This window comes from Streptomyces sp. NPDC051183, assembly GCF_040682455.1.
Lineage (GTDB): Bacteria > Actinomycetota > Actinomycetes > Streptomycetales > Streptomycetaceae > Streptomyces.
The window spans coordinates 75,061-101,032 of sequence record NZ_JBFBBA010000031.1; the positions used below are offsets into that span (position 1 = coordinate 75,061).

The 25,972-nt window shown below is 72.9% G+C and carries 29 protein-coding genes; 12 read left to right on the plus strand and 17 right to left on the minus strand.

All coding sequences use genetic code 11. The features are described 5' to 3' along the window. Window position 1 precedes the first annotated feature (1 nt). On the plus strand, window positions 2-1,306 hold the full coding sequence (locus AB0M99_RS25650) for an MFS transporter (RefSeq protein ID WP_365924272.1): 1,305 nt from the start codon (window positions 2-4) through the stop codon (window positions 1,304-1,306). Here AB0M99_RS25650 and AB0M99_RS25655 read toward each other — a convergent pair. The 4 genes from AB0M99_RS25655 to AB0M99_RS25670 form a co-directional block, all read right to left on the minus strand. Then, a complete protein-coding gene (locus AB0M99_RS25655) occupies window positions 1,293-2,084 on the minus strand; it encodes a fused MFS/spermidine synthase (RefSeq protein WP_365924343.1) in 792 nt (263 codons plus the stop codon). The genes AB0M99_RS25650 and AB0M99_RS25655 overlap by 14 nt on opposite strands. A 78-nt stretch (window positions 2,085-2,162) precedes the next feature. Then, window positions 2,163-3,008 (minus strand): patatin-like phospholipase family protein, encoded by an 846-nt coding sequence (locus tag AB0M99_RS25660; protein ID WP_365924275.1) that lies wholly within the window; start codon window positions 3,006-3,008, stop codon window positions 2,163-2,165. 80 nt (window positions 3,009-3,088) lie between these two features. Continuing rightward, window positions 3,089-4,270 carry an elongation factor Tu gene (tuf, locus tag AB0M99_RS25665; RefSeq protein WP_365924277.1) on the minus strand — a complete coding sequence of 394 codons (1,182 nt, stop codon included), beginning with the start codon at window positions 4,268-4,270 and terminating at the stop codon, window positions 3,089-3,091. Between the two features lie 249 nt (window positions 4,271-4,519). Next, window positions 4,520-5,236: a DNA alkylation repair protein gene (locus AB0M99_RS25670; RefSeq protein ID WP_365924279.1), complete on the minus strand. Its 717-nt coding sequence runs from the start codon at window positions 5,234-5,236 to the stop codon at window positions 4,520-4,522. Window positions 5,237-5,285: 49 nt separating this feature from the next. On the opposite strand from AB0M99_RS25670, the gene AB0M99_RS25675 reads away from it, so the two are divergent. From AB0M99_RS25675 to lnt, 5 genes are all read left to right on the plus strand, one after another. Further along, a complete protein-coding gene (locus AB0M99_RS25675) occupies window positions 5,286-6,002 on the plus strand; it encodes a VTT domain-containing protein (RefSeq protein ID WP_365924281.1) in 717 nt (238 codons plus the stop codon). A gap of 48 nt (window positions 6,003-6,050) precedes the next feature. Beyond that, the gene (locus AB0M99_RS25680) at window positions 6,051-6,929 is read left to right on the plus strand and encodes an undecaprenyl-diphosphate phosphatase (RefSeq protein ID WP_365924283.1); all 879 of its coding nucleotides are present in this window, start codon (window positions 6,051-6,053) and stop codon (window positions 6,927-6,929) included. 113 nt (window positions 6,930-7,042) lie between these two features. Continuing rightward, on the plus strand, window positions 7,043-7,219 hold the full coding sequence (locus tag AB0M99_RS25685) for a hypothetical protein (RefSeq protein ID WP_365924285.1): 177 nt from the start codon (window positions 7,043-7,045) through the stop codon (window positions 7,217-7,219). A 69-nt stretch (window positions 7,220-7,288) separates the two neighbouring features. Then, window positions 7,289-7,768, plus strand: a complete 480-nt coding sequence (locus AB0M99_RS25690) for a nuclear transport factor 2 family protein (RefSeq protein WP_365924287.1) — start codon at window positions 7,289-7,291, stop codon at window positions 7,766-7,768. Between the two features lie 53 nt (window positions 7,769-7,821). Then, window positions 7,822-9,399 carry an apolipoprotein N-acyltransferase gene (gene lnt / locus AB0M99_RS25695; protein ID WP_365924289.1) on the plus strand — a complete coding sequence of 526 codons (1,578 nt, stop codon included), beginning with the start codon at window positions 7,822-7,824 and terminating at the stop codon, window positions 9,397-9,399. Here the strand turns inward: lnt and AB0M99_RS25700 are convergent. Beyond that, on the minus strand, window positions 9,344-10,249 hold the full coding sequence (locus tag AB0M99_RS25700) for a Gfo/Idh/MocA family oxidoreductase (RefSeq protein WP_365924291.1): 906 nt from the start codon (window positions 10,247-10,249) through the stop codon (window positions 9,344-9,346). The two genes, lnt and AB0M99_RS25700, sit on opposite strands and share 56 nt — an antisense overlap. 84 nt (window positions 10,250-10,333) lie before the next feature. On the opposite strand from AB0M99_RS25700, the gene AB0M99_RS25705 reads away from it, so the two are divergent. Both AB0M99_RS25705 and AB0M99_RS25710 read left to right on the plus strand, forming a co-directional pair. Further along, window positions 10,334-10,858 (plus strand): DinB family protein, encoded by a 525-nt coding sequence (locus AB0M99_RS25705; RefSeq protein ID WP_365924292.1) that lies wholly within the window; start codon window positions 10,334-10,336, stop codon window positions 10,856-10,858. A 96-nt stretch (window positions 10,859-10,954) separates the two neighbouring features. Then, window positions 10,955-11,521, plus strand: a complete 567-nt coding sequence (locus AB0M99_RS25710; RefSeq protein WP_365924294.1) for a hypothetical protein — start codon at window positions 10,955-10,957, stop codon at window positions 11,519-11,521. Window positions 11,522-11,542: 21 nt separating this feature from the next. Here the strand turns inward: AB0M99_RS25710 and AB0M99_RS25715 are convergent, their stop codons facing one another. The 7 genes from AB0M99_RS25715 to AB0M99_RS25745 all read right to left on the minus strand — a co-directional run bounded on the left by AB0M99_RS25715 (window position 11,543) and on the right by AB0M99_RS25745 (window position 17,628). Continuing rightward, window positions 11,543-12,076 (minus strand): hypothetical protein, encoded by a 534-nt coding sequence (locus AB0M99_RS25715; protein WP_365924345.1) that lies wholly within the window; start codon window positions 12,074-12,076, stop codon window positions 11,543-11,545. A gap of 95 nt (window positions 12,077-12,171) precedes the next feature. Next, a complete protein-coding gene (locus AB0M99_RS25720) occupies window positions 12,172-12,840 on the minus strand; it encodes a uracil-DNA glycosylase (RefSeq protein WP_365924347.1) in 669 nt (222 codons plus the stop codon). Window positions 12,841-12,951: 111 nt separating this feature from the next. Further along, window positions 12,952-14,535 carry an ABC transporter substrate-binding protein gene (locus AB0M99_RS25725; protein ID WP_365924296.1) on the minus strand — a complete coding sequence of 528 codons (1,584 nt, stop codon included), beginning with the start codon at window positions 14,533-14,535 and terminating at the stop codon, window positions 12,952-12,954. Window positions 14,536-14,687: 152 nt separating this feature from the next. Continuing rightward, window positions 14,688-15,458 carry an SDR family oxidoreductase gene (locus tag AB0M99_RS25730; protein WP_365924298.1) on the minus strand — a complete coding sequence of 257 codons (771 nt, stop codon included), beginning with the start codon at window positions 15,456-15,458 and terminating at the stop codon, window positions 14,688-14,690. A gap of 28 nt (window positions 15,459-15,486) precedes the next feature. Next, the gene (gene fabG / locus AB0M99_RS25735) at window positions 15,487-16,248 is read right to left on the minus strand and encodes a 3-oxoacyl-ACP reductase FabG (protein WP_365924300.1); all 762 of its coding nucleotides are present in this window, start codon (window positions 16,246-16,248) and stop codon (window positions 15,487-15,489) included. 160 nt (window positions 16,249-16,408) lie between these two features. Continuing rightward, entirely contained in the window at window positions 16,409-16,792 is a 384-nt protein-coding gene (locus tag AB0M99_RS25740; protein WP_365924302.1) for a DUF3037 domain-containing protein, read from the minus strand. Then, the gene (locus tag AB0M99_RS25745) at window positions 16,789-17,628 is read right to left on the minus strand and encodes a HipA family kinase (protein WP_365924304.1); all 840 of its coding nucleotides are present in this window, start codon (window positions 17,626-17,628) and stop codon (window positions 16,789-16,791) included. The genes AB0M99_RS25740 and AB0M99_RS25745 overlap by 4 nt, the downstream gene beginning before the upstream one ends. A 142-nt stretch (window positions 17,629-17,770) precedes the next feature. Between AB0M99_RS25745 and AB0M99_RS25750 the strand changes: the two genes are divergently transcribed. Further along, complete coding sequence (locus AB0M99_RS25750) at window positions 17,771-18,532, plus strand: NPP1 family protein (RefSeq protein WP_365924306.1); 762 nt, start codon at window positions 17,771-17,773, stop codon at window positions 18,530-18,532. Window positions 18,533-18,540: 8 nt separating this feature from the next. Here the strand turns inward: AB0M99_RS25750 and AB0M99_RS25755 are convergent, their stop codons facing one another. Further along, window positions 18,541-19,155, minus strand: coding sequence for a cysteine hydrolase (locus AB0M99_RS25755; protein WP_365924307.1), 615 nt, complete (start codon window positions 19,153-19,155; stop codon window positions 18,541-18,543). Window positions 19,156-19,231: 76 nt separating this feature from the next. Between AB0M99_RS25755 and AB0M99_RS25760 the strand changes: the two genes are divergently transcribed. Then, on the plus strand, window positions 19,232-19,705 hold the full coding sequence (locus tag AB0M99_RS25760; RefSeq protein WP_365924309.1) for a pyridoxamine 5'-phosphate oxidase family protein: 474 nt from the start codon (window positions 19,232-19,234) through the stop codon (window positions 19,703-19,705). A 20-nt stretch (window positions 19,706-19,725) separates the two neighbouring features. Here the strand turns inward: AB0M99_RS25760 and AB0M99_RS25765 are convergent, their stop codons facing one another. Beyond that, on the minus strand, window positions 19,726-20,625 hold the full coding sequence (locus AB0M99_RS25765) for a LysR family transcriptional regulator (RefSeq protein WP_365924311.1): 900 nt from the start codon (window positions 20,623-20,625) through the stop codon (window positions 19,726-19,728). 73 nt (window positions 20,626-20,698) lie between these two features. On the opposite strand from AB0M99_RS25765, the gene AB0M99_RS25770 reads away from it, so the two are divergent. Further along, window positions 20,699-21,661 carry a DMT family transporter gene (locus tag AB0M99_RS25770; protein WP_365924313.1) on the plus strand — a complete coding sequence of 321 codons (963 nt, stop codon included), beginning with the start codon at window positions 20,699-20,701 and terminating at the stop codon, window positions 21,659-21,661. Window positions 21,662-21,678: 17 nt separating this feature from the next. Here AB0M99_RS25770 and AB0M99_RS25775 read toward each other — a convergent pair whose 3' ends face one another. Then, window positions 21,679-23,010: an aminotransferase class I/II-fold pyridoxal phosphate-dependent enzyme gene (locus tag AB0M99_RS25775; RefSeq protein ID WP_365924315.1), complete on the minus strand. Its 1,332-nt coding sequence runs from the start codon at window positions 23,008-23,010 to the stop codon at window positions 21,679-21,681. Window positions 23,011-23,047: 37 nt separating this feature from the next. Here AB0M99_RS25775 and AB0M99_RS25780 point away from each other — a divergent pair, with 37 nt between their 5' ends. Beyond that, window positions 23,048-23,755: a pyridoxamine 5'-phosphate oxidase family protein gene (locus AB0M99_RS25780; protein ID WP_365924317.1), complete on the plus strand. Its 708-nt coding sequence runs from the start codon at window positions 23,048-23,050 to the stop codon at window positions 23,753-23,755. Here AB0M99_RS25780 and AB0M99_RS25785 read toward each other — a convergent pair. Beyond that, on the minus strand, window positions 23,737-24,711 hold the full coding sequence (locus tag AB0M99_RS25785; protein ID WP_365924319.1) for a DMT family transporter: 975 nt from the start codon (window positions 24,709-24,711) through the stop codon (window positions 23,737-23,739). The genes AB0M99_RS25780 and AB0M99_RS25785 overlap by 19 nt on opposite strands. A 168-nt stretch (window positions 24,712-24,879) precedes the next feature. Beyond that, entirely contained in the window at window positions 24,880-25,836 is a 957-nt protein-coding gene (locus tag AB0M99_RS25790; RefSeq protein WP_365924321.1) for an EamA family transporter, read from the minus strand. Between the last annotated feature and the right edge of the window lie 136 nt (window positions 25,837-25,972).

Below are 25,972 nucleotides of genomic sequence, written 5' to 3' on the forward strand. Positions count from 1 at the left end.
GGTGAGTTCTCCCCCCGCCGCCGCTTCAGACACGTCCGCTCCGCGCCGCCGCCGACCCGACTGGGCCGGTCGCAACTACACCCTGCTGACGGGTGCCGCGGTGGTCACGAACCTCGGCAGCCACGGAGCCCTCATCGCGGCCGCCTTCGCCGTGCTGGAGGCCGGCGGGTCCGGCGGGGACGTGGGCCTCGTGGCCGCCGCCCGCACCCTGCCGCTCGTCCTCTTCCTGCTCATCGGCGGCGCCCTCGCCGACCGGCTGCCGCGGCACCGCGTGATGGTCGCGGCCAATGCCCTGAACTGCCTCTCGCAGGCCGCCTTCGCCGTGCTCGTCCTCGCCGGGGACCCGCAGCTGTGGCAGATGATGCTGCTCACCGCGCTGTGCGGAACCGGCACCGCCTTCTTCAACCCGGCCGCCGAGGGCATGCTGCTCTCCAGCGTCTCCGGCGAGCACTCCAACCGCGCCTTCGCGCTGTTCCGCATGGCGATGAACGGCGCGGGCATCGGCGGCGCCGCACTCGGCGGAGCCATGATCGCGGCGATGGGACCCGGCTGGGTACTGGCCGTGGACGCGGCGGCCTTCGCCGTCGCGGGCGCCCTGCGCGCCTTCCTCGACGTCCGTCACGTCGCGGACCGGACCCCCGGCGGCGGCCTGCTGGCCGACCTGCGCGAGGGCTGGGTGGAGTTCAGGACGCGGCCGTGGCTGTGGAGCATCGTGCTCCAGTTCTCGGTCGTCGTCGCGGTCGTCGGCGCCGCCGAGTCGGTCTACGGGCCGCTGGTCGCCCGGGACCGGCTGGGCGGGCCGGCCCCCTGGGGCCTGGCGCTGGCCTTCTTCGGGATCGGCACCATCGCCGGAGCCTTCCTGATGATGGTGTGGAAACCGCGGCGGCTGCTGCTCGTCGGAACCCTCTGCGTGTTCCCGCTGGCGCTCCCGTCGGCGGGCCTGGCGGTGCCGCTGCCCGTATGGGGCCTGTGCGCGGTGATGTTCGTCAGCGGCGGCGCCATAGAGGTGTTCGGCGTGAACTGGATGACGACCATGCACCAGGAGATCCCCGAGGAGAAGTTCTCCCGGGTCTCCGCCTACGACTGGTTCGGCTCGGTGTCGATGCTTCCCCTGGCCACGGCCGTCGCGGGTCCCGTCGAAACCGCCGTCGGCCGTACCCAGGCCCTGTGGGGCTGCGCGACGCTGGTCGTCGTCGTCACCGCCGCGGTCCTCGCCGTCCCGGACGTCCGCCGCATGACGCGCAGGCCTGCGCCCGTGAAGGCCGCCCCGGCGCCCCTCGCCGACGTACCGGCTATCCCAGGCTGAAGGCACCCTCCGGCGGCGGCGGGGACGCCACGGCGTCCGCGTCGGCCACCGGTAGCGCGCCCCGCATGAACTTCGCCAGGGACGCGCCCGCCTCCACCCGGGCGGGGAACGCGTCCGCCGCGCACAGCCGCGACAGGGCGGCCAGCGGGAGCTGCGCGTCCGAGGCCAGCAGCACGGCGTTGCCGAAGCGCCTGCCGCGCAGCACCGACGGCTCCGCGACCAGGGCGAGCTCCCCGAACACGGCCGCGAAGTTGGCCAGCTGGGCCCGCAGGAACTCGAAGGGCGCCCCGTCGGCCAGGTTCGCCGCGTACAGCCCGCCGGGCCGCAGCGCGCGGGCCGCAGCGCGGGCGTACTCCACGGAGGTGAGCTGCGCCGGGACCCGGGAGCCGCCGAACACGTCGGCCACCAGGACGTCCGCGCCCGCCTCCGGGGCGCCCTCCAGCCAGGCCCGGGCATCGGCGGCGTGCACCGTGACACCGGAGCCCTCCGGCAGCGGGAGGTGCTCCGCGACGAGGTCCACCAGCGCGGCGTCGAACTCGACCACCTGCTGCCGGGACCCCGGCCGCGTCGCCGCGGCGTAGCGCGGCAGCGTCAGCGCGCCCCCGCCCAGGTGCACCAGGTCCAGCGCCGCGCCCGGCTCCGCCGCGCAGTCCAGTACGTGCGCGAGGCGGCGTACGTACTCGAACTCCAGGTGCTCCGGGTCGTCGAGGTCCACGTACGACTGCGGAGCCCCGTCCACGGTCAGCAGCCAGGCCCGCTCGCCGTCCACGTCCGGCATCAGCTTGGCGGTGCCCTGGCCCACGTCCCGGATCACCGGGATCTGTTCGTCGCTCACCGCTCCATTGTCCGGCCCGTGTCAGCCGGTCCAGACCGCTGCCGCCTCGGCGGCGTGCTCGGCGGCCTGCGCCAGCCCCGCACGCGCCGCCGGATCCCGCCGGGCCGGGTCGAGCACATTGCGCCCGAAGGCCTTGCGGGCCGCTGCCGACGGGGTGATCAGCAGCACCCGGGCACCCGCCTTGCGCAGCTGGGCGGCCTGCGCGGCCGGCGAGGGGACCAGTCCCGAGCCGAGCGAGATCGGGGCGATGACCACCACCCGCGCATAGCCGGCGGCCAGGTCGGCGTTGGTCGCGGAACGGACCCCACCGTCGATGAAGCGCCGCCCGCCGACCGTCACCGGTGGCCACACCCCGGGCACCGCGCAGCTCGCCGAGACCGCGTCGACCAGTCCGGCGCCGCTGTCCCGGTCGAAGTCGGCCGGCTCGCCGGTCAGGGCGTCCACGGCGGTGACGACGAGCCGCCGCTCGGGCCACTCGTGCGAGACCAGCCGGGCCGCCAGTATCCTGCGCCGGTCCGCCTCCGCCCCGGTGTCGGCGGCCAGCGCTAAGGCGCCGACCCGCTGCCGGTAGGCCGTCGCGTCCCGCGAGCGCACCATGGCCACGGCGTAGCGCGCGAAGACCCCCGCCCCCAGCTTCGCCGCGGCCTCGCCCGCGGGATCGCCGAGCTGGCGCTCGTACAGCTCCTGCGCGGTGAGCAGTCCGGAGGTCAGCTGGGCGCCGACGACCGACCCCGCGGAGGTGCCGACGACGAGGTCCGCGGTGGTGAGGTCCACGCCCGCGCGGGCGAGGCCGTAGAGGATCCCGCACTCCCAGCCCACGCCGGTCAGTCCTCCGCCGCCCAGCACCAGTGCCGTCTCGCCCGTCATCGCCGCCCGCCCCTCCGCTCGTGCCCGTGGTGACGGCAGTCTGGCGCAAGGCGACTGCCGTCACCACGGCGGGGGCCGGATCAGCCGAGTACGGCGGTCACCGTCCCCGCGCCGACCGTGCGCCCGCCCTCGCGGATCGCGAAGCCGAGCCCGGCCTCCAGCGGGGTGTCCCGCCCGAGCTCGACGGTCATCGTCACCGTCTCGCCCGGCCGGGCCGTGCCCGCCTCGCCGAGGTCGACGTCCCCGACCACGTCGGCGGTCCGGATGTAGAACTGCGGCCGGTACCCGCTGGCGACCGGCGTCGTACGGCCGCCCTCGCGGGCGGACAGCACGTACACCTGCGCCGTGAAGCGCCGGCTCGGCACCACGCTGCCGGGCGCGGCCACCACGTGCCCGCGGCGCACCCCCTCGCGCGGCACCCCGCGCAGCAGCAGCGCGACGTTGTCCCCGGCCTCGGCGGACTCCATCGGCTTGCCGAAGGTCTCCAGCCCGGTGACCACCGTCTCGACCGGCTCGCCGTCGTCGCCGAGGACGGCCACCCGGTCGCCCATCCGTACGCTGCCCCGCTCGACGGCGCCGGTCACGACGGTCCCGCGCCCGGTGATGGTGAGGACGTTCTCCACCGGCAGCAGGAACGGCGCGTCCGTGTACCGCACCGGCATCGGGACGTACGTGTCCACCGCGTCGAGCAGCGCCTCGATCGCCGCGGTCCAGCGCGGGTCGCCCTCCAGCGCCCCGAGCCCGGAGACCCGTACGACCGGCGTGCCGTCCCCGCCGTAGCCGTTGGCGGTGAGCAGCTCGCGGATCTCCAGCTCGACCAGGTCGGTGAGCTCGGGGTCCCCGGCGTCGGCCTTGTTGAGGGCCACCACGATGTGGTTGACGCCGACCTGGCGGGCGAGGAGGACGTGCTCGGCGGTCTGTGGCATGACCCCGTCGAGCGCGGAGACGACGAGGATCGCGCCGTCGAGCTGCGCGGCGCCGGTGACCATGTTCTTGACGTAGTCGGCGTGGCCGGGCATGTCGACGTGGGCGTAGTGGCGGGTGTCGGTCTCGTACTCGACGTGCGTCAGGTTGATGGTGATGCCGCGCCGGGCCTCCTCCGGGGCCCGGTCGATGCGGTCGAACGGCACGAAGGAGGCGCCGCCGCGCTCGGCGAGGACCTTGGTGATGGCGGCGGTGAGGGTGGTCTTGCCGTGGTCGACGTGACCCATGGTGCCGATGTTGAGGTGCGGCTTGGTCCGCACGAAGGCCGTCTTGGCCATGATGTTCTTCCCGTGTGATCAGAAGCCGGAACGGGACCCCCTGAGCGAGCCGACCCTCCCCCTGTGGGGTCCGCCGGACTGTCCGGGAAGGGTCAGCTTCGTGCGCCGCCGAGTGCGGCGGGCGCATCTGCGAGGACGGCAGCCTTCGGCGCGTCCGCGACTGCGGACGGCGCTGCGAGGAAGGCGTACCGGAACATGTGGCCGATCCTGCCCGAGCGGCCGCGGCCCGTCGAATGAATTTCCGCGCGGCTACAGGTTCTTGAGGGCCTCGCGCGCGGAGAGCGGGGACAGCGCGTCCCGTTCGGCGGCGACGAAGGCGCGGACCGCCGCCGGGTCGGTCTTCGCGTACTCGCGCAGGCACCAGCCGATGGCCTTGCGGATGAAGAAGTCCGGATGGGCCGCCTGGCGCCGGCAGTAGGCGAAGAGCCGCCCGGTGTCCGTCGCCGACTTGTGGCGGAGCTGGTGGAGCAGGGCGGTGCGCGCCAGCCAGAGGTTCTCGTCCTCGATCCACTCGTCCATGACGGCCGCGAGGTCCGGATCCGCGGCCACCAGCGGTCCGACCGTGTGCGCGGCGAGGGTGTCCACCGTGTCCCACCACGGGACGGTGACGATCAGGTGCCGTACGACGGGCAGGATCCCGGAGGAGCAGCGGGACACGTGCCGGCGCAGGTAGTCGGCGGCGAAGTACTGGTACTCACGCTCCGCGAGCCCCCAGCAGCGCAGCGCGAGCGCTGCGCAGTCCGCCTCCGCCGGTGCGGGGGTGTCCTTGGTCACCGCCCTCGACAGCTCGCGCCGCAGCGGGGTGCGGATCCCGAGGAACGGGGCCACGTCCTTCATGTACGCGGCCATGTGACGGGCCTGCTCCGGGTCGGCGGCGCCGCCGTACGCCGCCACGAGGCGCTCGGTCAGCAGGTCCGCGAGGGCGCTGCGGGGAACCCGCGGGCGCCGCCCGTCGTTCGACAGCATGAGGCCCAGATTACGGCGCGGGGCCACACCGGTCGGTTAGTCTCCCGGAATGTCCCTCCTCCTCGCGCCGTGGACCCGGCTGGCACTGCTCGTCGTGCTGCTCGTGGCGGCCGGCGTCGGCGTGCTGCTGTACGAGCCCCAGCGCCTCCTCTCGGAGGGCTGGCCCCCGGGGCTCCCCGTGGGCATGGCGGTGCTGCTGTTCGCGGCGACGTACGGGCTGTGCACGGCGGCCTTCGTGCCCCGCCCCCTGCTGAACCTGGCCGCGGGCGCCGTCTTCGGCACCCAGTTCGGCCTGGCCGCGGCCGTCGGCGGCACCGTGCTGGGCGCCGGGATCGCCTTCGGCCTGGGCCGGATCATGGGCCAGGAGGCGCTGCGGCCGCTGCTGCGCGGCCGCTGGCTGAAGGCGGCGGACAGCCAGCTGAGCCGGCACGGGTTCCGCTCGATGCTCGCCGTCCGGATCTTCCCCGGGGTCCCGTTCGCGGCGGCCAACTACTGCGCCGCCGTCTCCCGTTGCGGCTGGCTCCCCTTCCTCCTCGCCACCGCCGTCGGGACGGTTCCCAACACCGCCGCCTATGTGATCGCGGGCTCCAGCGCCTCCTCGCCCGGATCGCCCGCCTTCCTCGCCTCGTTCGGGTTCATCGCCGTATCGGGAGTGGTCGCGGCGGCCGTCGCCTGGCGCAAGCGCGACCGGCTCGCGCCCGCGCTCCCGCGCGAACTGACGCCCCAGCACCCCCCTGTGGTCACGGCCGCACCTCACGGGCCCTAGCATCGGACGCGAACTTCCCGACGATCACAAGGACGAGCGCACCCCGACATGAGCTGGTTCGAATCCCTAATCCTCGGTCTCGTCCAAGGGCTCACGGAGTTCCTCCCGATCTCCTCCAGCGCCCACCTGCGGCTGACCGCGGCGTTCGCCGGCTGGCACGACCCGGGTGCGGCCTTCACGGCGATCACCCAGATCGGCACCGAGGCCGCCGTGCTGATCTACTTCCGCAAGGACATCGCGCGGATCATCTCGACCTGGTTCCGGTCGCTGTTCACCCCGGCGCTGCGTTCCGAGCAGGACGCCAAGATGGGCTGGCTGGTGATCGTCGGCTCCATCCCGATCGGCGTCCTCGGCCTCGCCTTCAAGGACCAGATCGAGGGCCCGTTCCGCGACCTGCGGCTGATCGCCACCACCCTCATCGTGATGGGCATCGTGCTGGGCATCGCCGACCGGCTGGCCGCGCGCGACGAGGAGGGCGGCCGGCACCGCGCCATCCGGGAGCGCAAGACGCTCAAGGAGCTGGGCGTCAAGGACGGTCTGATCTTCGGCCTCTGCCAGGCGATGGCCCTGATCCCGGGCGTCTCCCGCTCCGGCGCGACGATCTCCGGCGGTCTGCTCCTCGGCTTCACGCGTGAGGCGGCGGCCCGCTACTCCTTCCTCCTCGCCATCCCGGCCGTCCTGGCCTCGGGCGTGTTCGAGATCAAGGACGTGGTCGAGGACCCGGGCCACATCTCCTGGGGACCGACGATCTTCGCGACCGTCATCGCCTTCGCCGTGGGCTACGCCGTCATCGCGTGGTTCATGAAGTTCATCTCCAGCAAGAGCTTCATGCCGTTCGTGATCTACCGGATCGCCCTGGGCATCGTCCTGTTCGCGCTGATCGGAACGGATGTGCTGAGCCCGCACGCCGGCGAGTCGGGCTCGTAGGCGCGACCCCGCTCACCACTTCGCATGAACCGCAGGCCGCCCGGGAACGTTCCCGGGCGGCCTGCGCGTCGTTGTCCCATAGAGACGTGAAGGCGAGCAGCAGGGGGTGTCCGATGGGGCGAGTGGTGCTGGAGCGGTTTCCGGCCGGAAGTCCGAGGGGCAGCTGGCCCGCCGAGGAGTACGCCGCGCAGCGCCTGCGCGAGGGTGTTCCGGCCGAGGTGGTGATGGACCTGGCCAGTGACGCGTTCCTCGTGGTGGTGCGCCAGCGGGAGGCACATTCACGTCACTGACCGCCCGTACGGAGATCCGTTACGCGCACGCCCCTTGGCCTCCGCGTCCCGCAGCCCCACACTGACCCGATGACGCAGCGTGTGGACCTCGCGACGGTAATGGACCGGCTGGCCATCGACGAGGTGGTCACGGGTTACGCGGTGGCCGTCGACGACGGCGACTGGGAGGCGTACCGCGCCCTGTTCGCGCCGGGCGGGCGGGCCGACTACAGCTCCGCCGGCGGGCTGGAAGGGCCGGCCGGGGAGGTCGCGGACTGGCTCGCGGAGACCATGAAGCTGTTCCCGGTGCGTCAGCACCTCATCGTCAACCGGCTGATCCGGCTGGCGGACCTGGGCGGCTCCCCCGGCGACTCGGCGGAGGTCCGGGCGGACTTCGTGAACCCGATGCGGCTGGCCGGGACCGACGACGCCGGGGCGGCCGGCGCGGTGACCGCGCCCAATTTCATCGCCGCCGGGCGCTACGCCTTCGCCCTCGTCCGCACCCCCTACGCCGGCTGGCGGCTCTCCCGGGTCACGGTCCACGAGAAGTGGCGCCACATGTCGGCCTGACGCGCACGGCACCGGCTTGCACTGCTGTTCCACACTGGAAGCGGAGGCGCGTCATGGTCCCGATGCCCGGCCGGTGGTGGCGTGCGGCTGCCGCGGTGGCCGCCGGGGCGCTGCCGTGCCTCGCCTTCCCCGCCCCCGCGCTCTGGTGGTTCGCGTACGTCGCCCTCGTGCCCTGGATGCTGCTGCTGAGGTCCGCCCCCACCGGGCGGCGCGCGGCTCTGGAGGGCTGGCTGGGCGGGGCCGGTTTCATCGTGGCCGTGCACCACTGGCTGCTGCCCAGCCTGCACGTGTTCCTGGTGCCGCTGGCCGCGCTGCTGGGGCTGCTGTGGATCCCCTGGGCGCTGCTGGTGCGGCAGTTGCTCGGCGGGACCTCTGCTTCGGCCTCTGCTTCTGCCTCTGCCTCGACCTCGGCCGTACGGCCCTGGGCCGCGCTGGTCCTCGTACCCTCGGGGTGGCTGCTGTGCGAACTGGCCCGGTCCTGGCAGGGGCTCGGCGGGCCGTGGGGGCTGCTCGGGGCCAGTCAGTGGCAGGTCCCGCCCGCGCTGCGGCTGGCTTCGGTGGGCGGGGTGTGGCTGGTGAGCCTGCTGGTGGTGGCGGTGAACTGCGCGCTGGTGCTGCTGATCGCGGTGCCGGCGGCCCGGGCCCCCGCGGTGGCCGGGGTGACGGGCTGCGCGGTGCTGACCGGGGTGGTGTGGCTGTGGGTGCCGCGCCCGGAGGTGTCGGGCGGGCTGCGCGTGGCCGTCGTACAGGCGGGCATGGTGGCGGACGGTCCCACCAGCGCCGAGCGGCGGTTCGCGGCCGAGGAGCGCCTGACCCGGGACCTGGCCGGGCAGGGGGTCGACCTGGTGGTGTGGGGCGAGAGCAGCGTCGGCGGGGACCTGGCCGCGCGTCCGGACCTGGCGGGCCGACTGGCGGCCCTGTCCGCGCAGGTCGGGGCTCCGCTACTGGTCAACGTGGACGCGCACCGCTCGGACAGCCCCGGCATCTACAAGTCCGCGGTGCTCGTCGGTCCCGGGGGCCCCACCGGCGACCGGTACGACAAGATGCGCCTGGTCCCCTTCGGCGAGTACATACCGGCCCGTGCCGTGCTCGGCTGGGTCACCTCGGTCGGCGAGGCGGCCGGCGAGGACCGCATGCGCGGCTCGGCCCCGGTGGTCATGGACCTCCCCGGGGGCGTCCGCCTCGGCCCGCTGGTGTGCTTCGAGTCGGCCTTCCCCGACATGAGCCGGCGCCTCGCGCGCGACGGCGCCGCCCTGCTCGTCACCCAGTCGGCCACCTCCACCTTCCAGGACAGCTGGGCGCCCGCGCAGCACGCCTCGCTGGCCGCGCTGCGCGCCGCCGAGACCGGCCGCCCCGTGGTGCACGCCACGCTCACGGGCGTCAGCGAGGTGCACGGCCCGTCGGGCGGCCGGATCGGCCCGGCGCTGGCGACCTCGGCGAGCGCGGCCCAGGTGTACGAGGTGCCGCTCGCCCGCGGCACGACGCTCTACGTCCGCTTCGGGGACTGGCCGGTGGGCGCGGCGCTGGCCGCCCTGGCCGCGTACTGCGCGGTGCGGGGCGCCCGTTCGCCCGTACTCAGGAGGCCTGCTCCAGAGCCGAGCGCACCACCCGCTCGCACAGCTCGTGGGTGAGCAGCGCGTCCCTGGCGCTGACGGCCTTGCCCGCCTCCACGGCTTCGAGGAAGGCGTCCACGACCTGCTCGATGCCGCGCTGGCGGGCGACCGGCACCCAGTCCCCGCGCCGCCGCACGGTGGGCTGGCCCCGGTGGTCGACGATCTCGGCGAGGTTGACGACCTGGCGCTTGGTGTCCTGGCCCGAGACCTCCAGGACCTCCTCGGTGGAGCCGGACCGCCGGTTCATGATGCCGAGGGCCGTGAAGCCGGGGCCCGACATCTGGAGCACCACCTGGTGCATCAGCCCCTCGCGCACCACGGCCCGTACGTCGATGTGGTCGGCCTCGCCGGGCAGCAGGAAGCGCAGGGTGTCGACGACGTGGATGAAGTCGTCCAGGACGAAGGTCCGCGGGTCCTCGGGCAGTCCGACGCGGTTCTTCTGCATGACGATCAGCTCGCGCGGGTGCTCCGCACACTGCGCGTAGCCGGGCGCGTGGCGGCGGTTGAAGCCGACGGCCAGCGGGACCCCGAGCTCCTCGGCCCGCTCCACCAGCCTCGCCGAGTCCGCGAACTCGTAGGCGAGCGGCTTGTCCACGTACGTCGGCACGCCCGCCTCCAGCAGCCGCCCCACGATCTCGGGGTGGACGGCGGTCGGGGCGTGCACGAAGGCCGCGTCGAGCCCCTGCGCGAGCAGCGCGTCGAGGTCGGTGTGCAGGCGCGCGGCCGGGACGTGGTGGAGCGCGCCGACCCGTTCCAGCGTGGCGGGGGTACGGGTCTGCAGGTGCAGCTCGATCCCCGGACGTGTGGTGAGGACGGGCAGGTACGCCTTCTGCGCGATGTCGCCGAGTCCGATACAGCCGACCTTCACCGGGAGCCTCCAGGTTCGTTCCTCGTGGGACGTGCGCAGCCTAATCGCTGGTGACGGTGCGTGCGTTCGACCAAGATGTCGACCATGACCATCAGCGCTGGATCCGACCGCAACGAGCCCTCCACCACCGCGAACGAGCGGGACATGCTGGACGGTTGGCTCGACTACCACCGTGCCACCCTCGCCTGGAAGTGCGAGGGCCTCCAGGACGAACAGCTGCGGCTGACCCTGCTGGAGCCCTCCGAGCTGAGCCTGCTGGGCCTGGTCCGGCACATGGCGGAGGTGGAGCGCTACTGGTTCCGCGAGATCATGCTGGGCGAGGAGCTCCCCGAGCTGTACTGCACCGAGGAGGACCCGGACGGGGACTTCCACTTCACCGGGAAGGACACCTGGGCCCAGGCCGAGCAGGTGTGGCAGACCGAGGTCGGGCTGGCCCGGCAGGCCGCCGCCGGCCGTTCCCTGGACCTGCTCTCGGACGCCGGGAGCCACCACCGCGGCGAGGTGTTCAGCCTGCGCTGGGTCTACACCCACATGATCGAGGAGTACGCGCGCCACAACGGCCACGCGGACCTGCTCCGGGAGCGGATAGACGGCTCCACGGGCGACTGACCGTCCCGCCCGGCGGGCGACCAGCCGTCACCCGTGCGGGGTGAATATCGGCTGCGGGTTTTCGCAACGGGGTCCTCGCCCAGCAGAGTTGCGCGAGTGCATCCAACCCGAACCACGACAAAGCTCCTGCTCGGAGTCGCCTGCGCCGTTTCGGCTGTCTCCGGCTGCGTGAACGTGACCCCCGCCCCGATGCAGCCGGCGGCCGCCCCCAGTACCCCCGGGGCGCCGCCGCAGCACGCGCCGCGCGGCGGTCCGGGGGCAGCGCCGGTGGTCGTCGAGGCGCCCGCTCTGCAGGCGTTGAAGGCGCTGCCGGAGCAGCCCGCGCGGCCGGCCCCGTCGGCCGCGGCCGCCCGGCGGGCCGCGCCGCGCGGCGCCGCGGCGGACGAGGCGGTCCCGGAGTCCGCGGAGGCCGGCCCTCCGGTCCCGGACATCCCGGAGCCCCAGGCCCCCGCCGAGCGGGCCGGCCACGGCAACGGCAACGGCGACGGGCGTCCCGGGGGCCGCCGGCCGCACCAGCAGCGGCCGGACGCCCAGGTGCCGCGCGAGCTGGTGCGGGAGCTGCCGGTGCGGCCGGCCGACGTGTGCGCGCTGGGCCGCCGGCACGGGCGCTGGCACCCGGACAGCCCGGAGGCCCGCATCTGCGCGGGCGTCCACGGCGACTGAGGCCCCGCGTCCCGGATCCCCCTACGGGTGCTGCTCCGGGAACGGCCGTGGCTCCTCGCCCGGTTCCGCCGCGAGCCGCCGCTCCAGCCGGGCGATGGCGGCCCGTACGCCGTTCCCGTACCCGTCGTCGCCCAGCGCGCCGGTGGCCGCCCGGGCCCGCGCCAGGTGGACGCGGGCCGCCTCGGGCCGCCGTAGCTTCACGTAGTCGGCGGCCAGGCTCAGGTGCAGCGACGGGTAGAAGACCCGTACGGCCTGGTCGGGGCCGCCGCGGCGGGCTTCGGCCGCGGTGCCCTCGGCGGGCCCTTCCGCGGGCCTCTCGGCGGCGGTGAGGGCCCGCAGGTCCCACGCCAGTTCGTCGGCGGGGTCGTCCTGGGCGTCGGCCAGGTAGTGCGCGAGCGTGCACCGGTGGAGGGAGTCGCCCTCCTCACCGATCTCGGACCAGATCTCGCCGAGCCGGTTGCGGGCCTCCTCGCGATCCCCTGCGTGCAGCAGGATGACCGCTTGGCCGATCCTGGTCATGACGGCGTCCTCCGACGCCTCCTGCTGCTCGGTCAACGTGGCCTCCGGCTTGCTCTGCCAGACCTGCCGCGGTCTGATCGTCAAGACGCTAGCCGGAGGCACCGGCAATGGCGCCGAGGCGCGGTGGGGCGTCAGCCCAGGTCCGGGATCCGCCAGTCGATCGGCTCATGGCCCTGTGCGGCCACGGCCTCGTTGATCTGCGTGAAGGGCCGGGAGCCGAAGAACTTCTTGGCCGACAGCGGGGAGGGGTGGGCGCCCTTGACGACCGCGTGCCGCTCCTCGTCGATCAGGGGGAGCTTCTTCTGGGCGTAGGCGCCCCAGAGCACGAAGACCGCCGGGTCGGGGCGCTCGGCCACGGCGCGGATGACCGCGTCGGTGAACTTCTCCCAGCCCTTGCCCTTGTGCGAGTTGGGCTCGGCCTCGCGGACCGTGAGCACCGCGTTGAGCAGCAGGACGCCCTGCTCGGCCCACGGCATCAGATAGCCGTTGTCCGGGATGGGCGTGCCCAGCTCGGCCTGCATCTCCTTGTAGATGTTGCGCAGCGAGGGCGGGGTCTTGACCCCGGGCTGCACGGAGAAGCACAGGCCGTGGCCCTGGCCGGCGCCGTGGTACGGGTCCTGGCCGAGGACCAGCACCTTCACCTGGTCGAACGGCGTGGCCTCCAGGGCCGCGAAGACCTGCTCGCGGGGCGGGTAGACCGGCCCGTTCGCCCGCTCCTTCTCGACGAACTCGGTGAGCTCTTTGAAGTAGGGCTGGTCCAGCTCCCCGCCGAGGACGGGGAGCCAGGACTCGGGCAGCATCTGGGTCACGTCTACAACCTCCGGTACAAGTTCACGCGACTGCGTCGTACAACGCTTCAGAACCTACCGGGGGCCACTGACAACACCCCACCGAGTGTGCCGCCGCGGCGACTACCAGCTGGTCTTGCGGTACAGCTCCCACATCTGCATGACCGTCTGCGGGTCGAGCGCCCGCTCGGCGCCCGCGATGTCCTCGCGCGCGGCGACGTACAGCTTGCCCTGCCACAGCGGCAGCAGCCGCACGTCCTGGGCGAAGATCTGCTGGGCCTGCTCGAACTCGTGGACGCCGGCCGACCGGTCGCTCTCGCGGCGGGACTTGGGCAGCAGGGTCTTCAGGATCTCGGCGGGCTCGTAGGGGGTGCCGACCGCGTTCTCCTTGCCGACGAACGGCGCAATGAAGTTGTCCGGGTCCGGGAAGTCGGGGAACCAGCCGCGGCCGAAGACCGGGTACTCGCCGTTCTTGTAGCCGACCTGGAAGGTCTTCCAGGGCTGGCCGCGCAGGTTGACCTTGAACAGGTTGCTCTCTTCCAGCTGCCGCTTGATCTCGGTGAACTCGTCGGCGGTGGAGGCACCGTAGCGGTCGGTGGTGTACCAGAAGGTCAGCTCCACCTGCTGGGTGATCCCGGCGTCCTTGAGGATCTTCTTGGCCTTCTCGACGTCCGCGTGGCCGTACACGTCGTAGAAGGGCGTCTTGTGGCCGACGACGCCCTTGGGGACCATGGAGTACAGCGGCTCGGCGGTGCCCTGGTAGACCTTGGAGACGATCTCCCCGCGGTCGATGACCTGGGCGATGGCCTGGCGCACCGCGGGCTTGGCGACCTGCGGGTCCTTGGGGTTGAAGACCAGGTAGCGGATCTCCGCGCCGACGTTCTCGACGACCTGGACGCCCGCGTTGTGCGACTCGGGGCTCTGCAGGTCCTTGATCTGCGTGGCCGAGAGTCCTCGGTAGGTCGCGTCGATCTCCTTGCCCTTGAGCGCCGAGATCATCTTCGCGGAGTCCGTGAAGTAACGGATGGTGACGCCGTCGTTGCGGCGGTTCGCGAAGCCCGTGTAGCTGCCGTTGCGGGTCAGGACGGCCTGGGAGCCCTCCTTGTAGGACTCCAGGACGTACGGGCCGGAGCCGGTGACCTTGCCGTCCTCGCGCAGCTTGTCGGCCGGGTAGTCCTTGGGCGCGACCAGCGAGGCGGCGGGCGATCCGAGGACGTACGGGAAGGTCGCGTCCGAGGTGTTCAGGTGGAAGACGACCGTCAGCGGGTCCGGGGTCTCGATCTTGTCCAGGCTGCCGAAGAGGCCCTTGGGGCCGTTCTTGGAGTCGATGGTCCGGATCCGGTCGAGGGAGTGCTTGACCGCCTTGGCGTCGAGCGGCTCGCCGTTGGAGAACTTCAGCCCCTTGCGCAGGACGCACCGGTACGACTCGCTCGCGGCGTCCGTGAACTCGCAGTTCTGCGCGGCGTCCGGCTGGGGCTTGGTGGAGCCCGTGGGGAAGGCCAGCAGGGTCTGGAAGATGTTCCGGTAGAGCTCCCAGGAGCCGTCCCAGGCGTCGGCGGGATCGAGGGTGGTCGGCGTGCTCGTCGTGCCCACGACGACCCGCTTCGCATCGTCGCCACCGTCGTCCGAGAGCAGTCCGCATCCGGCGAGCAGGGATATGGACGCAAGGGCCGCAGTGATCTGCAGGCATCTGGTCCGGTTGAACACGTGCACGCTCCTCGATCAGCCAGGGGTGCGGCAGACCCTACCGCAGTGCCCCACAAATCCAATGGGCAGGTTTCGTGGGGCACTTGACCGGTTCCGTGCATATTCGGTATGCATTTGACCGCCTTTCGGCGTCAAATCCGTCCGATTATCGGTCAGTGCACTCCGGCATTGAGGAACATTCCGCCGTCAACGACCAGAGTTTGCCCTGTGATCCATTCCGCTTGTGCAGATGTAAGAAAAGCGGCGGCCCCTCCGATGTCCTCCGGGACCCCGAGCCGGCCGAGCGGATAGGCCGCCGCGGCCTCCTGCTCCCGGCCCTCGTACAGCGCCTGGGCGAACTTGGTCTTGACCACCGCGGGGGCGATCGCGTTGACCCGGACACCCGGTGCCATCTCGTGGGCGAGCTGGAGGGTGAGGTTGACCATGGCGGCCTTGCTCATCCCGTACGCGCCGATGAAGGGCGAGGCGGAGACGCCCGCGATGGAGGCGATGTTCACGATCGCGCCGCCGTTGTCCTTCTGCCAGGCGTGCCAGGTCCGCTGGGCGAAGCCGAGCGCCGAGATCACATTGGTCTCGAACACCTTGCGCGCGACCCCGAGGTCCAGGTCCGCGATCGGACCGAAGACCGGATTGGTGCCGGCATTGTTCACGAGGAAGTCCAGACGCCCGAAGGCCTCCATCGTGCGCTCCACGGCGACGGCCTGGTGGGCCTCGTCGTGCGCCTTGCCGGCCACGCCGATGACCCGGTCCGCGCCGAGCCGCTCGACGGCCTCCTTGAGGGCCTCCTCGTTGCGCCCGGTGATGCAGACCCGGTCGCCCCTGGCGACCAGCGCCTCCGCGATGCCGTAGCCGATGCCCCTGCTCGCGCCGGTGATCAGCGCGACCTTGCCGCTGTCGATGCCGCTTTCCCTGTCGTCCGTCATCACGTACGCCCTGCCTCTCGTGAGCTCGTCAGTTGAGCGGGCCGCCGGCCACGTACATGACCTGGCCGGAGACGAAGCCGGCGGCCTCGCCCGTGAAGAACGCGATGGCGTTGGCGATGTCGTCCGGGCGGCCGACGCGCTGCACGGGGATCTGGGTCGCGGCGGCGGCCTGGAAGTCCTCGAAGCCCATGCCCACGCGGGCGGCCGTCTGGGCGGTCATCTCGGTGACGATGAAGCCGGGGGCGACGGCGTTCGCGGTGACGCCGAACTTGCCGAGCTCGATGGCCAGGGTCTTCGTCAGGCCCTGGAGGCCGGCCTTGGCGGCGGAGTAGTTGGCCTGGCCGCGGTTGCCGAGCGCGGAGCTGCTGGAGAGGTTCACGATGCGGCCGAACTTGGCTTCCACCATGTACTTCTGACAGGCCTTCGACATCAGGAACGCGCCGCGCAGGTGCACGTTCATGACCATGTCCCAGTCGTTGTCGCTCATCTTGAAGAGGAGGTTGTCGCGCAGCACGCCCGCGTTGTTGACCAGGATGGTCGGGGCGCCGAGCTCCTCGGCCACGCGCGCGACGGCCGCCTCCACCTGCGCGCTGTCGGAGACGTCGCAGCCGACCGCGAGGGCCTTGCCGCCGGCCGCCGTGATCGCCTCCACGGTGTCCTTGCAGGCCGCCTCGTCGAGGTCGAGTACGGCGACCGCCCGGCCCTCGGCGGCCAGGCGTACGGCGGTGGCCGCGCCGATGCCCCGGGCCGCCCCGGTCACGATCGCGACGCGCTGCTCGGTGGTGGACATGCTGGATCTCCTCGCCCTTGAGAAACGGCCGCCCAGAGGTGAGCAACCGCTTAGTAGCTTCAGCTGAGGAGACGCTAGGAGCCCTGGCACCCGGTGTCAACGGGGGCCGGATCCGGCCCCGCCGACGTTCGAGGCAGCGCCGTCGTCGTCCGCGCCCGCGTCAGCGGACCAGCAGGTCCAGCAGCCGCTCCACCTCGGCGGCGGGATCGGCCGTCAGGCCGGTGTGCACCGGCCCCGGCTGCACCACCGTGCTGCGCGGCGCGATCAGCCACCGGAACCGCCGCCCGGGGTCGTCGCCCGCGGCCTGGCCCGCCCGCTCACCGCCGGTGCACACGCCCTCCACCGCGCGCAGGGCTGCCCGTACGCCGGCCACGTCGGCCTTCGGGTCCAGCGCGAGGAGCTTGGCCTCGTCGAGGTGGGTGCGCGCGGCCACGTAGGAGTGCGCACGGCAGTAGACGATCACGCCGGCGTTGAAGCACTCCCCCCGCTCCATCCGGGGCACCACGCGCACCAGCGCGTATTCGAACACGTCCCGCTCGGTCACTCGCTGCCGCTCTTCTTCTGGTGGGGCTGGGGGGCGAGACGCTCGGCGAGCCAGCCGGGCGGACCCGAGCGGGCCTTCACCTCGGCCTCCATCGAGATCCTCTCGTGGATCGTGGCCGCGCGCGGCAGCAGCACCTCCACGTACGCGCGGCGCACCGCGTCGGTGGAGTCGAAGCCGGGCTCGTCGACCAGCCACTCGTCGGGGACGTCGGCGGCCACCTCGGTCAGCAGTTCCTCGGTGACGAGGGGGGCCAGCGCTGCGGCAGCGGCCGCGACGTCCGGGCCGACGGGGGCCAGGACGTGGTCGGAGGCGTTGTACGGCTTGGCCGCGGCGGCCCCGGCGGTGGGCCAGTTGTGGTGCCAGATCATGGTGGCGCCGTGGTCGATGAGCCACACGTCTCCGTGCCAGACCAGCATGTTCGGGTTGCGCCAGGAGCGGTCGACGTTGTTGATCAGCGCGTCGAACCAGACCACGCGCCCCGCCTCGACGGGGTCCACCTGGTACGCGAGCGGGTCGAAGCCGATCGAGCCGGGCAGGTAGTCCATCCCGAGGTTGAGCCCGCCGCTCGCCTTGAGCAGCTCCTGGACCTCCTGGTCGGGCTCGCCGAGCCCGATCACGGGGTCGAGCTGCATCTGCACCAGCCGCGGGACCCGCAGCCCCAGCCGCTGGGCGAGGCGCCCGCAAATGACCTCGGCGACCAGGGTCTTGCGCCCCTGGCCCGCGCCGGTGAACTTCATGACGTATGTACCGAGATCGTCGGCCTCGACGATGCCCGGGAGCGAGCCGCCCTCACGCAGGGGCGTGACGTAGCGGGTCGCGATCACTTCTGTGAGCATCGCCCCAGGCTATCCGGCGACCCGTCCGGACGGTCCGGGACACCGCCGTCCGGCGGGCCGACCCGGTCCCTTGACCGGCCGACTCGGCCGCCAGTTGAATGTGCCCGCAACCGGAACTCACCCCCGGAGAACTGGATTCGGCATGCGCAGAACATTCATCTCAGCCCTCGCAAGCACCCTCGGCGCCGCGGCCCTGGTCGTGGCGCTGCCGACCGGAGCGAGCGCCAACGTCCTGCGGCTGCTGCCCCAGAACGCCAACGGCCTGGAGCAGACCTTCTCCCCCGCCTACGACTACGACGGGGACGGCTGCTACGCCACCGCCGCCATCGGCGCCGACGGCGCCCTCAACCCGGGCCTGCGGCTGGGCGGGGCCGTGAACGGCCGCTGTCACGACCCGGCGCAACTGGCCAACGCCAACACGTACTCGCGCCAGAAGTGCAACAACGGCTGGTGCGCGGTGATGTACGCCAGCTACTTCGAGAAGGACCAGGCCACGCTGGGACCCGCGGCCATCGGGCACACCCACGACTGGGAACACGTCGTCGTGTGGATCAACAACGACCAGGTCCGGTACGTCTCGGTGTCCCAGCACAGCAGCTACCAGGTGGCCGCCGCCGCCTCGGTACGCTTCGACGGAACCCACCCGAAGATCGTCTACCACAAGGACGGCGCCTCGACCCACGCCTTCCGCTTCGCGAACACCAAGGACGAACCGCCCGAGAACGCCACCCGCGGCTGGTTCTTCCCGCGCCTCGTGGGCTGGGAGGGCTACCCGGCCGGCTTCCGGGACAAGCTCATGAACGCCGACTTCGGCGCGGCCACCATCAAGATCAAGGACGGGGCGTTCAACGACCACCTCGCCCGCTCCATGCCCGCCGGGATCGCCTTCGACCCCCACGCCTGAGCCCCCGTTCAGCGCGCGGGATCCCACTGCCCGATGAGGTCCTGCGCCGTCGTGATCGTCGCGACCAGGGCGAGCGAGTTGCGGATCACCTCGGCGGTGCAGGAGGCGGGCACCCCGGCGATGGCGTCGGACGGGACCACGACCCGGTAGCCGAGGTTCACGGCGTCGAAGACGGTGTTCGGTATCGCGATGTTCGAGGAAACCCCGGTGACGACGAGGGTACGGATGCCCAGGTTGCGCAGCAGGGCGTCCAGGTCGGTGCCGGCCATCGGCGACAGCCCGTGCAGCCGGCGCACCACCAGGTCCCGCTCGGCGACGGCGATGGGCGGCGCGACCTGCACCGCCCGGCTGCCGGACAGCTGGCGCACCGGCAGCCGCCCGGCGGCCCGGAACAGCCGCGCGTTGGCATTGGCCCCCAGCCCGTCCGGCCGCCGCTCGGCCACCGCGTGCAGTACCTGTACGCCGGCCCCGTGCGCGGCGTCGACCAGTGCGGCCACCCGGCCGAGCATGCCGGATGCCTGCGCCTCCTTCGCCAGCTCGGGCAGCGCGCTCTCCTCGCCGACGACGCCGTTCTGGCACTCGACGGTGAGGAGCGCGGTGGTGGCGGGATCGAATTCGGGCATGGCTCCCCCTGGCGTGGCGACGGAAGAGCCTTCATGATTCCTGACACACAGTCAGATGTGAAGGGGCGCGGGAGCGATGGACGAGACACGCTCGGACAGCACGCAGCGGCGGGGCCGCCGCATCATGATGACCGACGGGGAAGTGGACGCCTTCCTGCGCGAACAGCGCACCTGCCGGGTGGCCACCGTCTCCCCGGACGGCCGCCCGCACGTGGGGGCGCTCTGGTTCGCCTGGGACGGCACCTCGCTGTGGCTGTACTCGATCACGCGCAGCCGGCGCTGGTCCGACCTGCGCAAGGACCCGCGCATCTCGGTGGTGGTGGACTCCGGCGAGGCGTACGACGAACTGCGCGGGGTGGAACTGTCCGGCAGCGCCGTCTTCGTGGGCGAGGCCCCGCGCACCGGTGAGCCGTGCCCGGAACTGGCCGAGGCGGAACGGATCTTCCCCATCAAGAATTTCGGCATCGAGGAGATGCCGCACGACGGCCGGCACGCCTGGATCCGGCTCACCCCGGAATCCGTCGTGTCCTGGGACTTCCGCAAGATCTAGGGGGTGTGACCGGCCCGGCCTCACCTCCTCGCGGCCACCTGCCGCAGGGAGTCGACGGCGGCCCGGATCGAGGGCCGCCGGTCGGCGTCCGCACGCCAGACGGCGTACACATGGCGGCGTACGGTGTCGGCGACCGGCAGCAGCCGGACCCCCGGGGGCACCGGCCCGCGCCCCAGACGGGGTGCCACGCACACGCCCAGCCCGGCCTCGACGAAGGCCAGTTGGGTGTGGTGCTCCTCGGCGATGTGCGCGATGCGGGGCTCGATGCCGGTGCCGCGCAGCGTGTACACCAGCCACTCGTGGCAGAACTGCCCCTCGTTCCAGGAGATCCAGTCGTCGTCGGCGAACTGGGCGAGGGAGACCTCGCCGCGCCCGGCGAGCGGATGGCCGGCCGGCACCGCGATGTCGACGGAGTCGTCGAGCAGATGGGTGCGGGTGAGCTCGGCCGGCACCGGCATCCGCTTGTTGTGCCAGTCGATGGCCAGGGCCAGGTCGAGGTCCCCGCGGACGACCGCGGCCATGCTCTCCTCGGGCTCCTGCTCCCTGACCCGGGCCCGCAGTTCGGGGTGTTCCACGCGCAGCGAGGCCAGCGCCTCGGGCAGCAGCCCGCGCATGGCGGTCGGGAAGGCGCCGATGCGCAGTTCTCCCACCGCGCAACCGCGCTGGGCCTCGACGTCGGCCTGGGCGAGCTCCACCTGGGAGATGATCCGCGCCGCGTGATCGGCGAGCAGCCGCCCCGCGTCGGTGAGGCGGACGCCGCGCCCGTTCTTGGCCAGCAGCGGCTGGCCGACCTCGCGCTCCAGCTTCGCCATCTGCTGGGACACGGCGGAGGTGGTGACGTGCAGCCCGTCGGCCGCGCCGCTCACCGAGCCGTGGCGGGCGAGGGCGTCGAGGGTGCGGAGCCGCTCCAGGTTCAACATGTAAGCGATGCTACGCCTTCGTCATCAAGAAATCTCGCTTGTCCTACGAGGTTGAAGCATAGAGAGTTGGACCATGAGCGCACCCGCCACGCCCCGGCCCACCACCCTCTCCTCCCCGCCGACCGCACCGTCGGCGGCCCGCACCGCCGGCCGGCTGGACTGGCGGGTGCGCTTCGCGATCCTCTCGGTGATCTGGGGCTTCAGCTTCCTGCTGATCAAGGTGGGCACGGAGGCGTACGCGCCCTTCCAGGTCGCCCTCGGCCGGGTCTTCTTCGGCGCGCTCGCCCTGCTGACGGTCATGCTGGTCCGCCGCGAACCGCTCCCCCGGGGCCGGCGCACCTGGGCCCACCTGACCGTCGCGGCCCTCCTGCTCAACGCGGCCCCGTTCTCCCTCTTCGCGTATTCGGAACTGACCATCCCCTCCAGCCTGGCGGGGATCTGCAACGCCACCTCACCGCTGTGGGGCATGGCCCTCTCGCTGGTGGCGCTGTCCGAGGACCGCCCGACGCGCCGCCGGTTCGCGGGGCTGGGCCTGGGCTTCCTCGGGGTGCTCACCGTCCTCGGTGCCTGGCAGGGCTTCTCGGGAGTCGACGCCAAGGGCACCGCGCTCGCCCTGCTGGCCTCCCTCTGCTACCCGATCGGCTGGATCTACGTCCGCCGAACCCTGGCATCGGCCCCGGGCTCCCCGGTCACCCTGACAGGCGCCCAGCTCCTGATCGCCACCCTGCAACTCGCCGCGGTCAGCGCCCTGTTCACCACCGCCCCGACCTCGTTCCCGCTGTGGCCGACGCTCTCGGTGGTCGCCCTGGGCGCACTCGGCACGGGGCTGGCCCTGCAGATGCAGTACGGCCTGGTCTCGGAGGTCGGCCCGACGACCGCCCAGATGGTCACCTACTTCATCCCGGTCATCGCGACCACGGCGGGCGTCCTGCTGCTGGGCGAGCAGCTCCACTGGAACACCCCGGTCGGCGCGGCGATCGTCCTGGTGGGGGCGGCCCTCACCCAGGCCCGCCCCACCGCGCGAAAGCCGGCCTGAGCGGTCTCGCCCGCGCCTCAGCCGAAGCGGCCGCCCCCCACCGGGCGGACCGCCGCCGCCACGGCGGCCGCGAGGCCCGGCACCTCCGAGGGCGACAGCGAGGACACCGTCATACGGACCCCCGGGCCCGCCTCCACCCGGAAGCGGCTGCCCGGGGCCACTGCCCAGCCGGCGCCCATCATCCTCGTCACCACGGCCGTCTCGTCGGCCACCGGCACCCATACGTTCATGCCGCTGCGCCCGTGCGCCCGTACGCCGTACTCCGCCAGCGCCCCGACCAGCCCGTCCCGCCGCTGCCCGTAGGACCGCGCCACCGCGACCCGGTCGACCGCACCGGAGCTCAGCAGTTCCACCATCGCGTACTGGAGCAGCCGGCTCACCCACCCCGCGCCCAGCCGCTGGCGACCGCGCAGCCGGTCCAGCGTGACCGCGTCCCCGGTCAGCACCGCCAGCCGCAGGTCCGGGCCGTACGCCTTCGCCGTCGAGCGGATCACCGCCCAGTGCCGGGTCACACCGCCCAGTGTGTGCAGCGGGACGTCCACGATGCCGTGGGCGTGGTCGTCGCTGATGACCAGCACGTCCGGGTACCCGGCCAGCAGCGCCCGTAGCTCCGCCGCACGCGCCCCGCTCACCGCCGCGCCCGTCGGGTTCTGCGCCCGCGCCGTCACGATCAGCGCCCGCGCCCCCGCCTCCAGCGCCCGCGCCACCGCTTCGGGCACCGGCCCGTCGTCGTCCACCGCCACCGGCAGCGCGCGCAGACCCAGCGCCGGCACCAGGTCCAGCACCCCGCCCCAGCCCGGGTCCTCCAGCGCCACCCCGTCCCCGGGCCGCAGGTGCGCGATCAGCACCCGCTCGACCCCGTCCAGCGCGCCCGAAGTCACGGCCACCGGCCCGGCGGGCACCCCGTCGGCGTCCAGATCGGCCCGGGCCAGGCGCGCCAGTTCCGGGGCGACCGGGTCGTCCCCGTAGAGGGTCGGCGCCTGCGCGTACCGCCGGGCGGCCCCCGCCAGCGCCGCGTCCAGTGCGGGCAGCAGCCGTACGTCCGGGTTGCCCGCCGCGATGTCGCGCACCCCCGCGGGCACGGCGATGCGCAGCTCGTCCCGGGGCGCGCTCGCCGGCCGGGCGCGCACCCGGCTGCCGCGCCGCCCGTCGGTCTCGATGACCCCGCGCTCGCGCAGCGTCCGGTACGCGGCGGCCACGGTGTTCGGGTTCACCCCCAGCACACCGGCCAGCTCCCGCATCGGCGGCAGCACCGTTCCCGGGGGCAGGGCACCCGAGCCCACGCCCGCCTCGACACTGGCCGCGATTTCGGATGCGCGCCGCCCTGTGATCCGATACTCTCCTAGCACAAACCACATTATGCACTAGTGCAATGGAGTACGCACCATGAGCGCCACGATCGCAACGGAGACGACCGAGCCGACCCCCTCGCCGGAGCCGAACGACCGGTACGCGCCGACCGACCGCACCGTTCCCAGCCGCTCCCGGGACCGCGCGCGCTACGACCGCGAGACGGTGCACTCGATACTCGACCAGGCCTACATCTGCCACCTCGGCTTCGTCCGCGACGGCGCCCCGGTGGTCCTGCCGACCCTCTTCGGCCGGGTCGGAGAGAGCCTCTACATCCACGGCTCCACCGGTTCGCGCCCGCTCCTCGCCGCCGGCAAGGCCGACCCCGGCCTGCCGGTCTGCGTGACGGTGACCCACGTCGACGGCCTGGTGCTGGCCCGTTCGGCCTTCCACCACTCGCTGAACTACCGCTCGGTGGTCGTCCACGGCACCGCGTACCAGGTCACCGACGAGGAGGAGTGCCGGCTGGCGCTCGACGCGCTGGTCGACCACGTCGTACCGGGCCGCTCCGCCGACTGCCGGCCCACCAACGCCAAGGAGCTCGCCGCCACCGCCGTGATCCGCCTGGACCTCACCGAGGTGTCCGCGAAGCTGCGCACGGGCGGGCCGAACGACGATGCCGAGGACCTGGACCTGCCCTTCTGGTCGGGCGTGGTCCCGGTCGCACCGGCGTACGGGGCTCCGGTCCCCGCCGCCGACCTGGCCCCCGGCATCGCCGCACCGGCCTACCTCGCGGCGCTCTGAGCGACCGGGGCGGGCCGGACCACCGGCCCGCCCGCGGGCCGCCGCGCCTCGGCCGCGATCAGCGCACCCACCGCCGTCAGCAGCAGTGCGGTGCCCAGCACCACGGCGCCGGTCAGCCGCTCCCCGAGGAGCAGGACGGCGATCACCGCCGCGCTGACCGGCTCGATCAGCATGATCACCGACACCGTCGCGGCCCGCACCGCCGCGGCCCCGGTGAAGTAGAGCGCGTACGCGAGCGCCGTCGGCACGATCGCCACGTACACCAGGAGCCAGAACACCCGCGCGGGCTGCCCGGTGTGCGGCAGCGCCCCCTCCAGCACCGCGAGCGGCAGCAGGCTCACCGTGCCCACCGCGACCGACCAGGCGGTGGTGACCAGCGGATCGCCGCCGGCCCCGCGCCGCCCGAGCGCGCGGGCCCTCAGGGTCATCGCCGCGTATCCGGCGGCCGACAGCAGCGCCCAGCCGACGCCGAGCGGCCGCACCTCGCCGCCCCCGCCGCCCAGGACGAGCACGGCCAGTCCGGCCAGCGCCCCGGCGACGGCGGCCACGCCGCCCTTCCCGAGCCGCTCGCCCATCCAGTACCGCGCGCCGAGCGCGATCAGAACGGGTCCGGCGCCGAGCGTGACCACGGTCCCCACGGCCAGGCCGGTCTCCCGCACGGCCCCGAAGTACGCGGCCTGGAAGAGCGTGAACAGCAGCCCCGTACCGATCAGGGACAGCTCCGAAGGCCGCCCGCCCGCACCGGCCCGCGCACCCCGGCCGCCCCGGCGGCGTACGGCGAGCACGGCGAGCAGCACCGCGAGCCCGCCCGCGCACCGCCAGAAGGACAGTGCGAGCGGGCCGAGGTCACTGGCCAGGAAGAGCAGGGAGGCGGCCGCCCCGGCGGTGCCCCAGGCGGCTCCGGCGACGACGAGGTACAGCAGGTTGCGCCCGGAAGCGGGCGAATGGTTCGACACGAGAAATCTCCGCGCATGCGTGAAATGAAGGACGGGGGAAGCCGGTCATCACTTCGCGGGCAGCGCGGACCCGCCCGGGAACACCCGGGCCGGGTCACTTGCGGGAAAGGCAGCCGCCCGCGCTAGGCGGCGGGAGGCGGAAGCACGGTCGAAAGCATGATCGGCAGCCTAGGCCTTCGCCGTCTCGCGGTCCAGTGCGGCCGGATCCGCCGCTCCCGGCGGGGTCGGCCGGGAGGTCTGCGCGACGAAGGCCCCGCCCAGCACCAGCGCGCCGCCGATGATCTGCGGGGTGGAGAGGTGCTCGCCGAGCAGCACCCATGCCAGCACGGTCGCGACGACCGCCTCCAGGCAGGCCACCACACCGGCGATCTGCGGCGAGAGCTTGCGGACGGACACCACGCCCGTCAGGTACGCGAACACGGTCGCGATCAGCACCACCCAGCCCAGCAGGAGGGGCGCCGGCAGGGTCAGGTCGCCGACGGCGGCGTCGGAGCCCAGGATCTGCCAGTCGATCCGCCAGGGCCGGGCGATCACGGTCATCACCACGGCGCCGACGATCATCCCGTACGCGATCACGCCCAGCGGGTCGGGCGCATCGTCCCCGTCGGTGCCCTGGTCGGCGAAGACGAAGTAGAACGCCTGGCAACAGGCCGCGGCCACGCCGAGCAGCACGCCGAGCGGGTCCAGGCTCAGCCCGGACCAGATCTCGACCACACAGGCCAGGCCCACGACGGCCAGGGCCGCCCCGGCCGCGGCCGCCCGGGTCACCGGCTTGCGCTGCACGAAGCGGATCCACCCGAGCAGCAGCGACGGGCCGAGGTACTCCAACAGCAGCGCCACGCCCACCGGGATCCGGGACAGGGAAGCGAAGTAGAAGGCCTGCACACCGGCCACCGCGACGAGGCCGAAGCCGGCGAGCAGCAGCGGCTTGCGGCGTACGAGATCACGGTGGCGCCAGGCCAGCGGGGACAGCACGAGCGCCGCCCCGGCCACCCTGAGCCACACCATGTGCAGCGGGTCCAGACCCGCCTCGATCAACGGCTTCGCCGCGACCCCCGAACCACCGAACGCAACTGCCGAAACGAGGGCGAGGCCCAGCCCGGCGTTCTTCCCTGACGCTTGCATCCGGACATCATGACAGGGCCCGTCAGGACCAACACGTACGTGACGCCTGTTGAGACGCACCTGACACCCGACGTGACCGGGCCCTCGATATCTGACAGGTCGTCAGTCTTGAATGTTCCGTCCCCCGGGACTACGT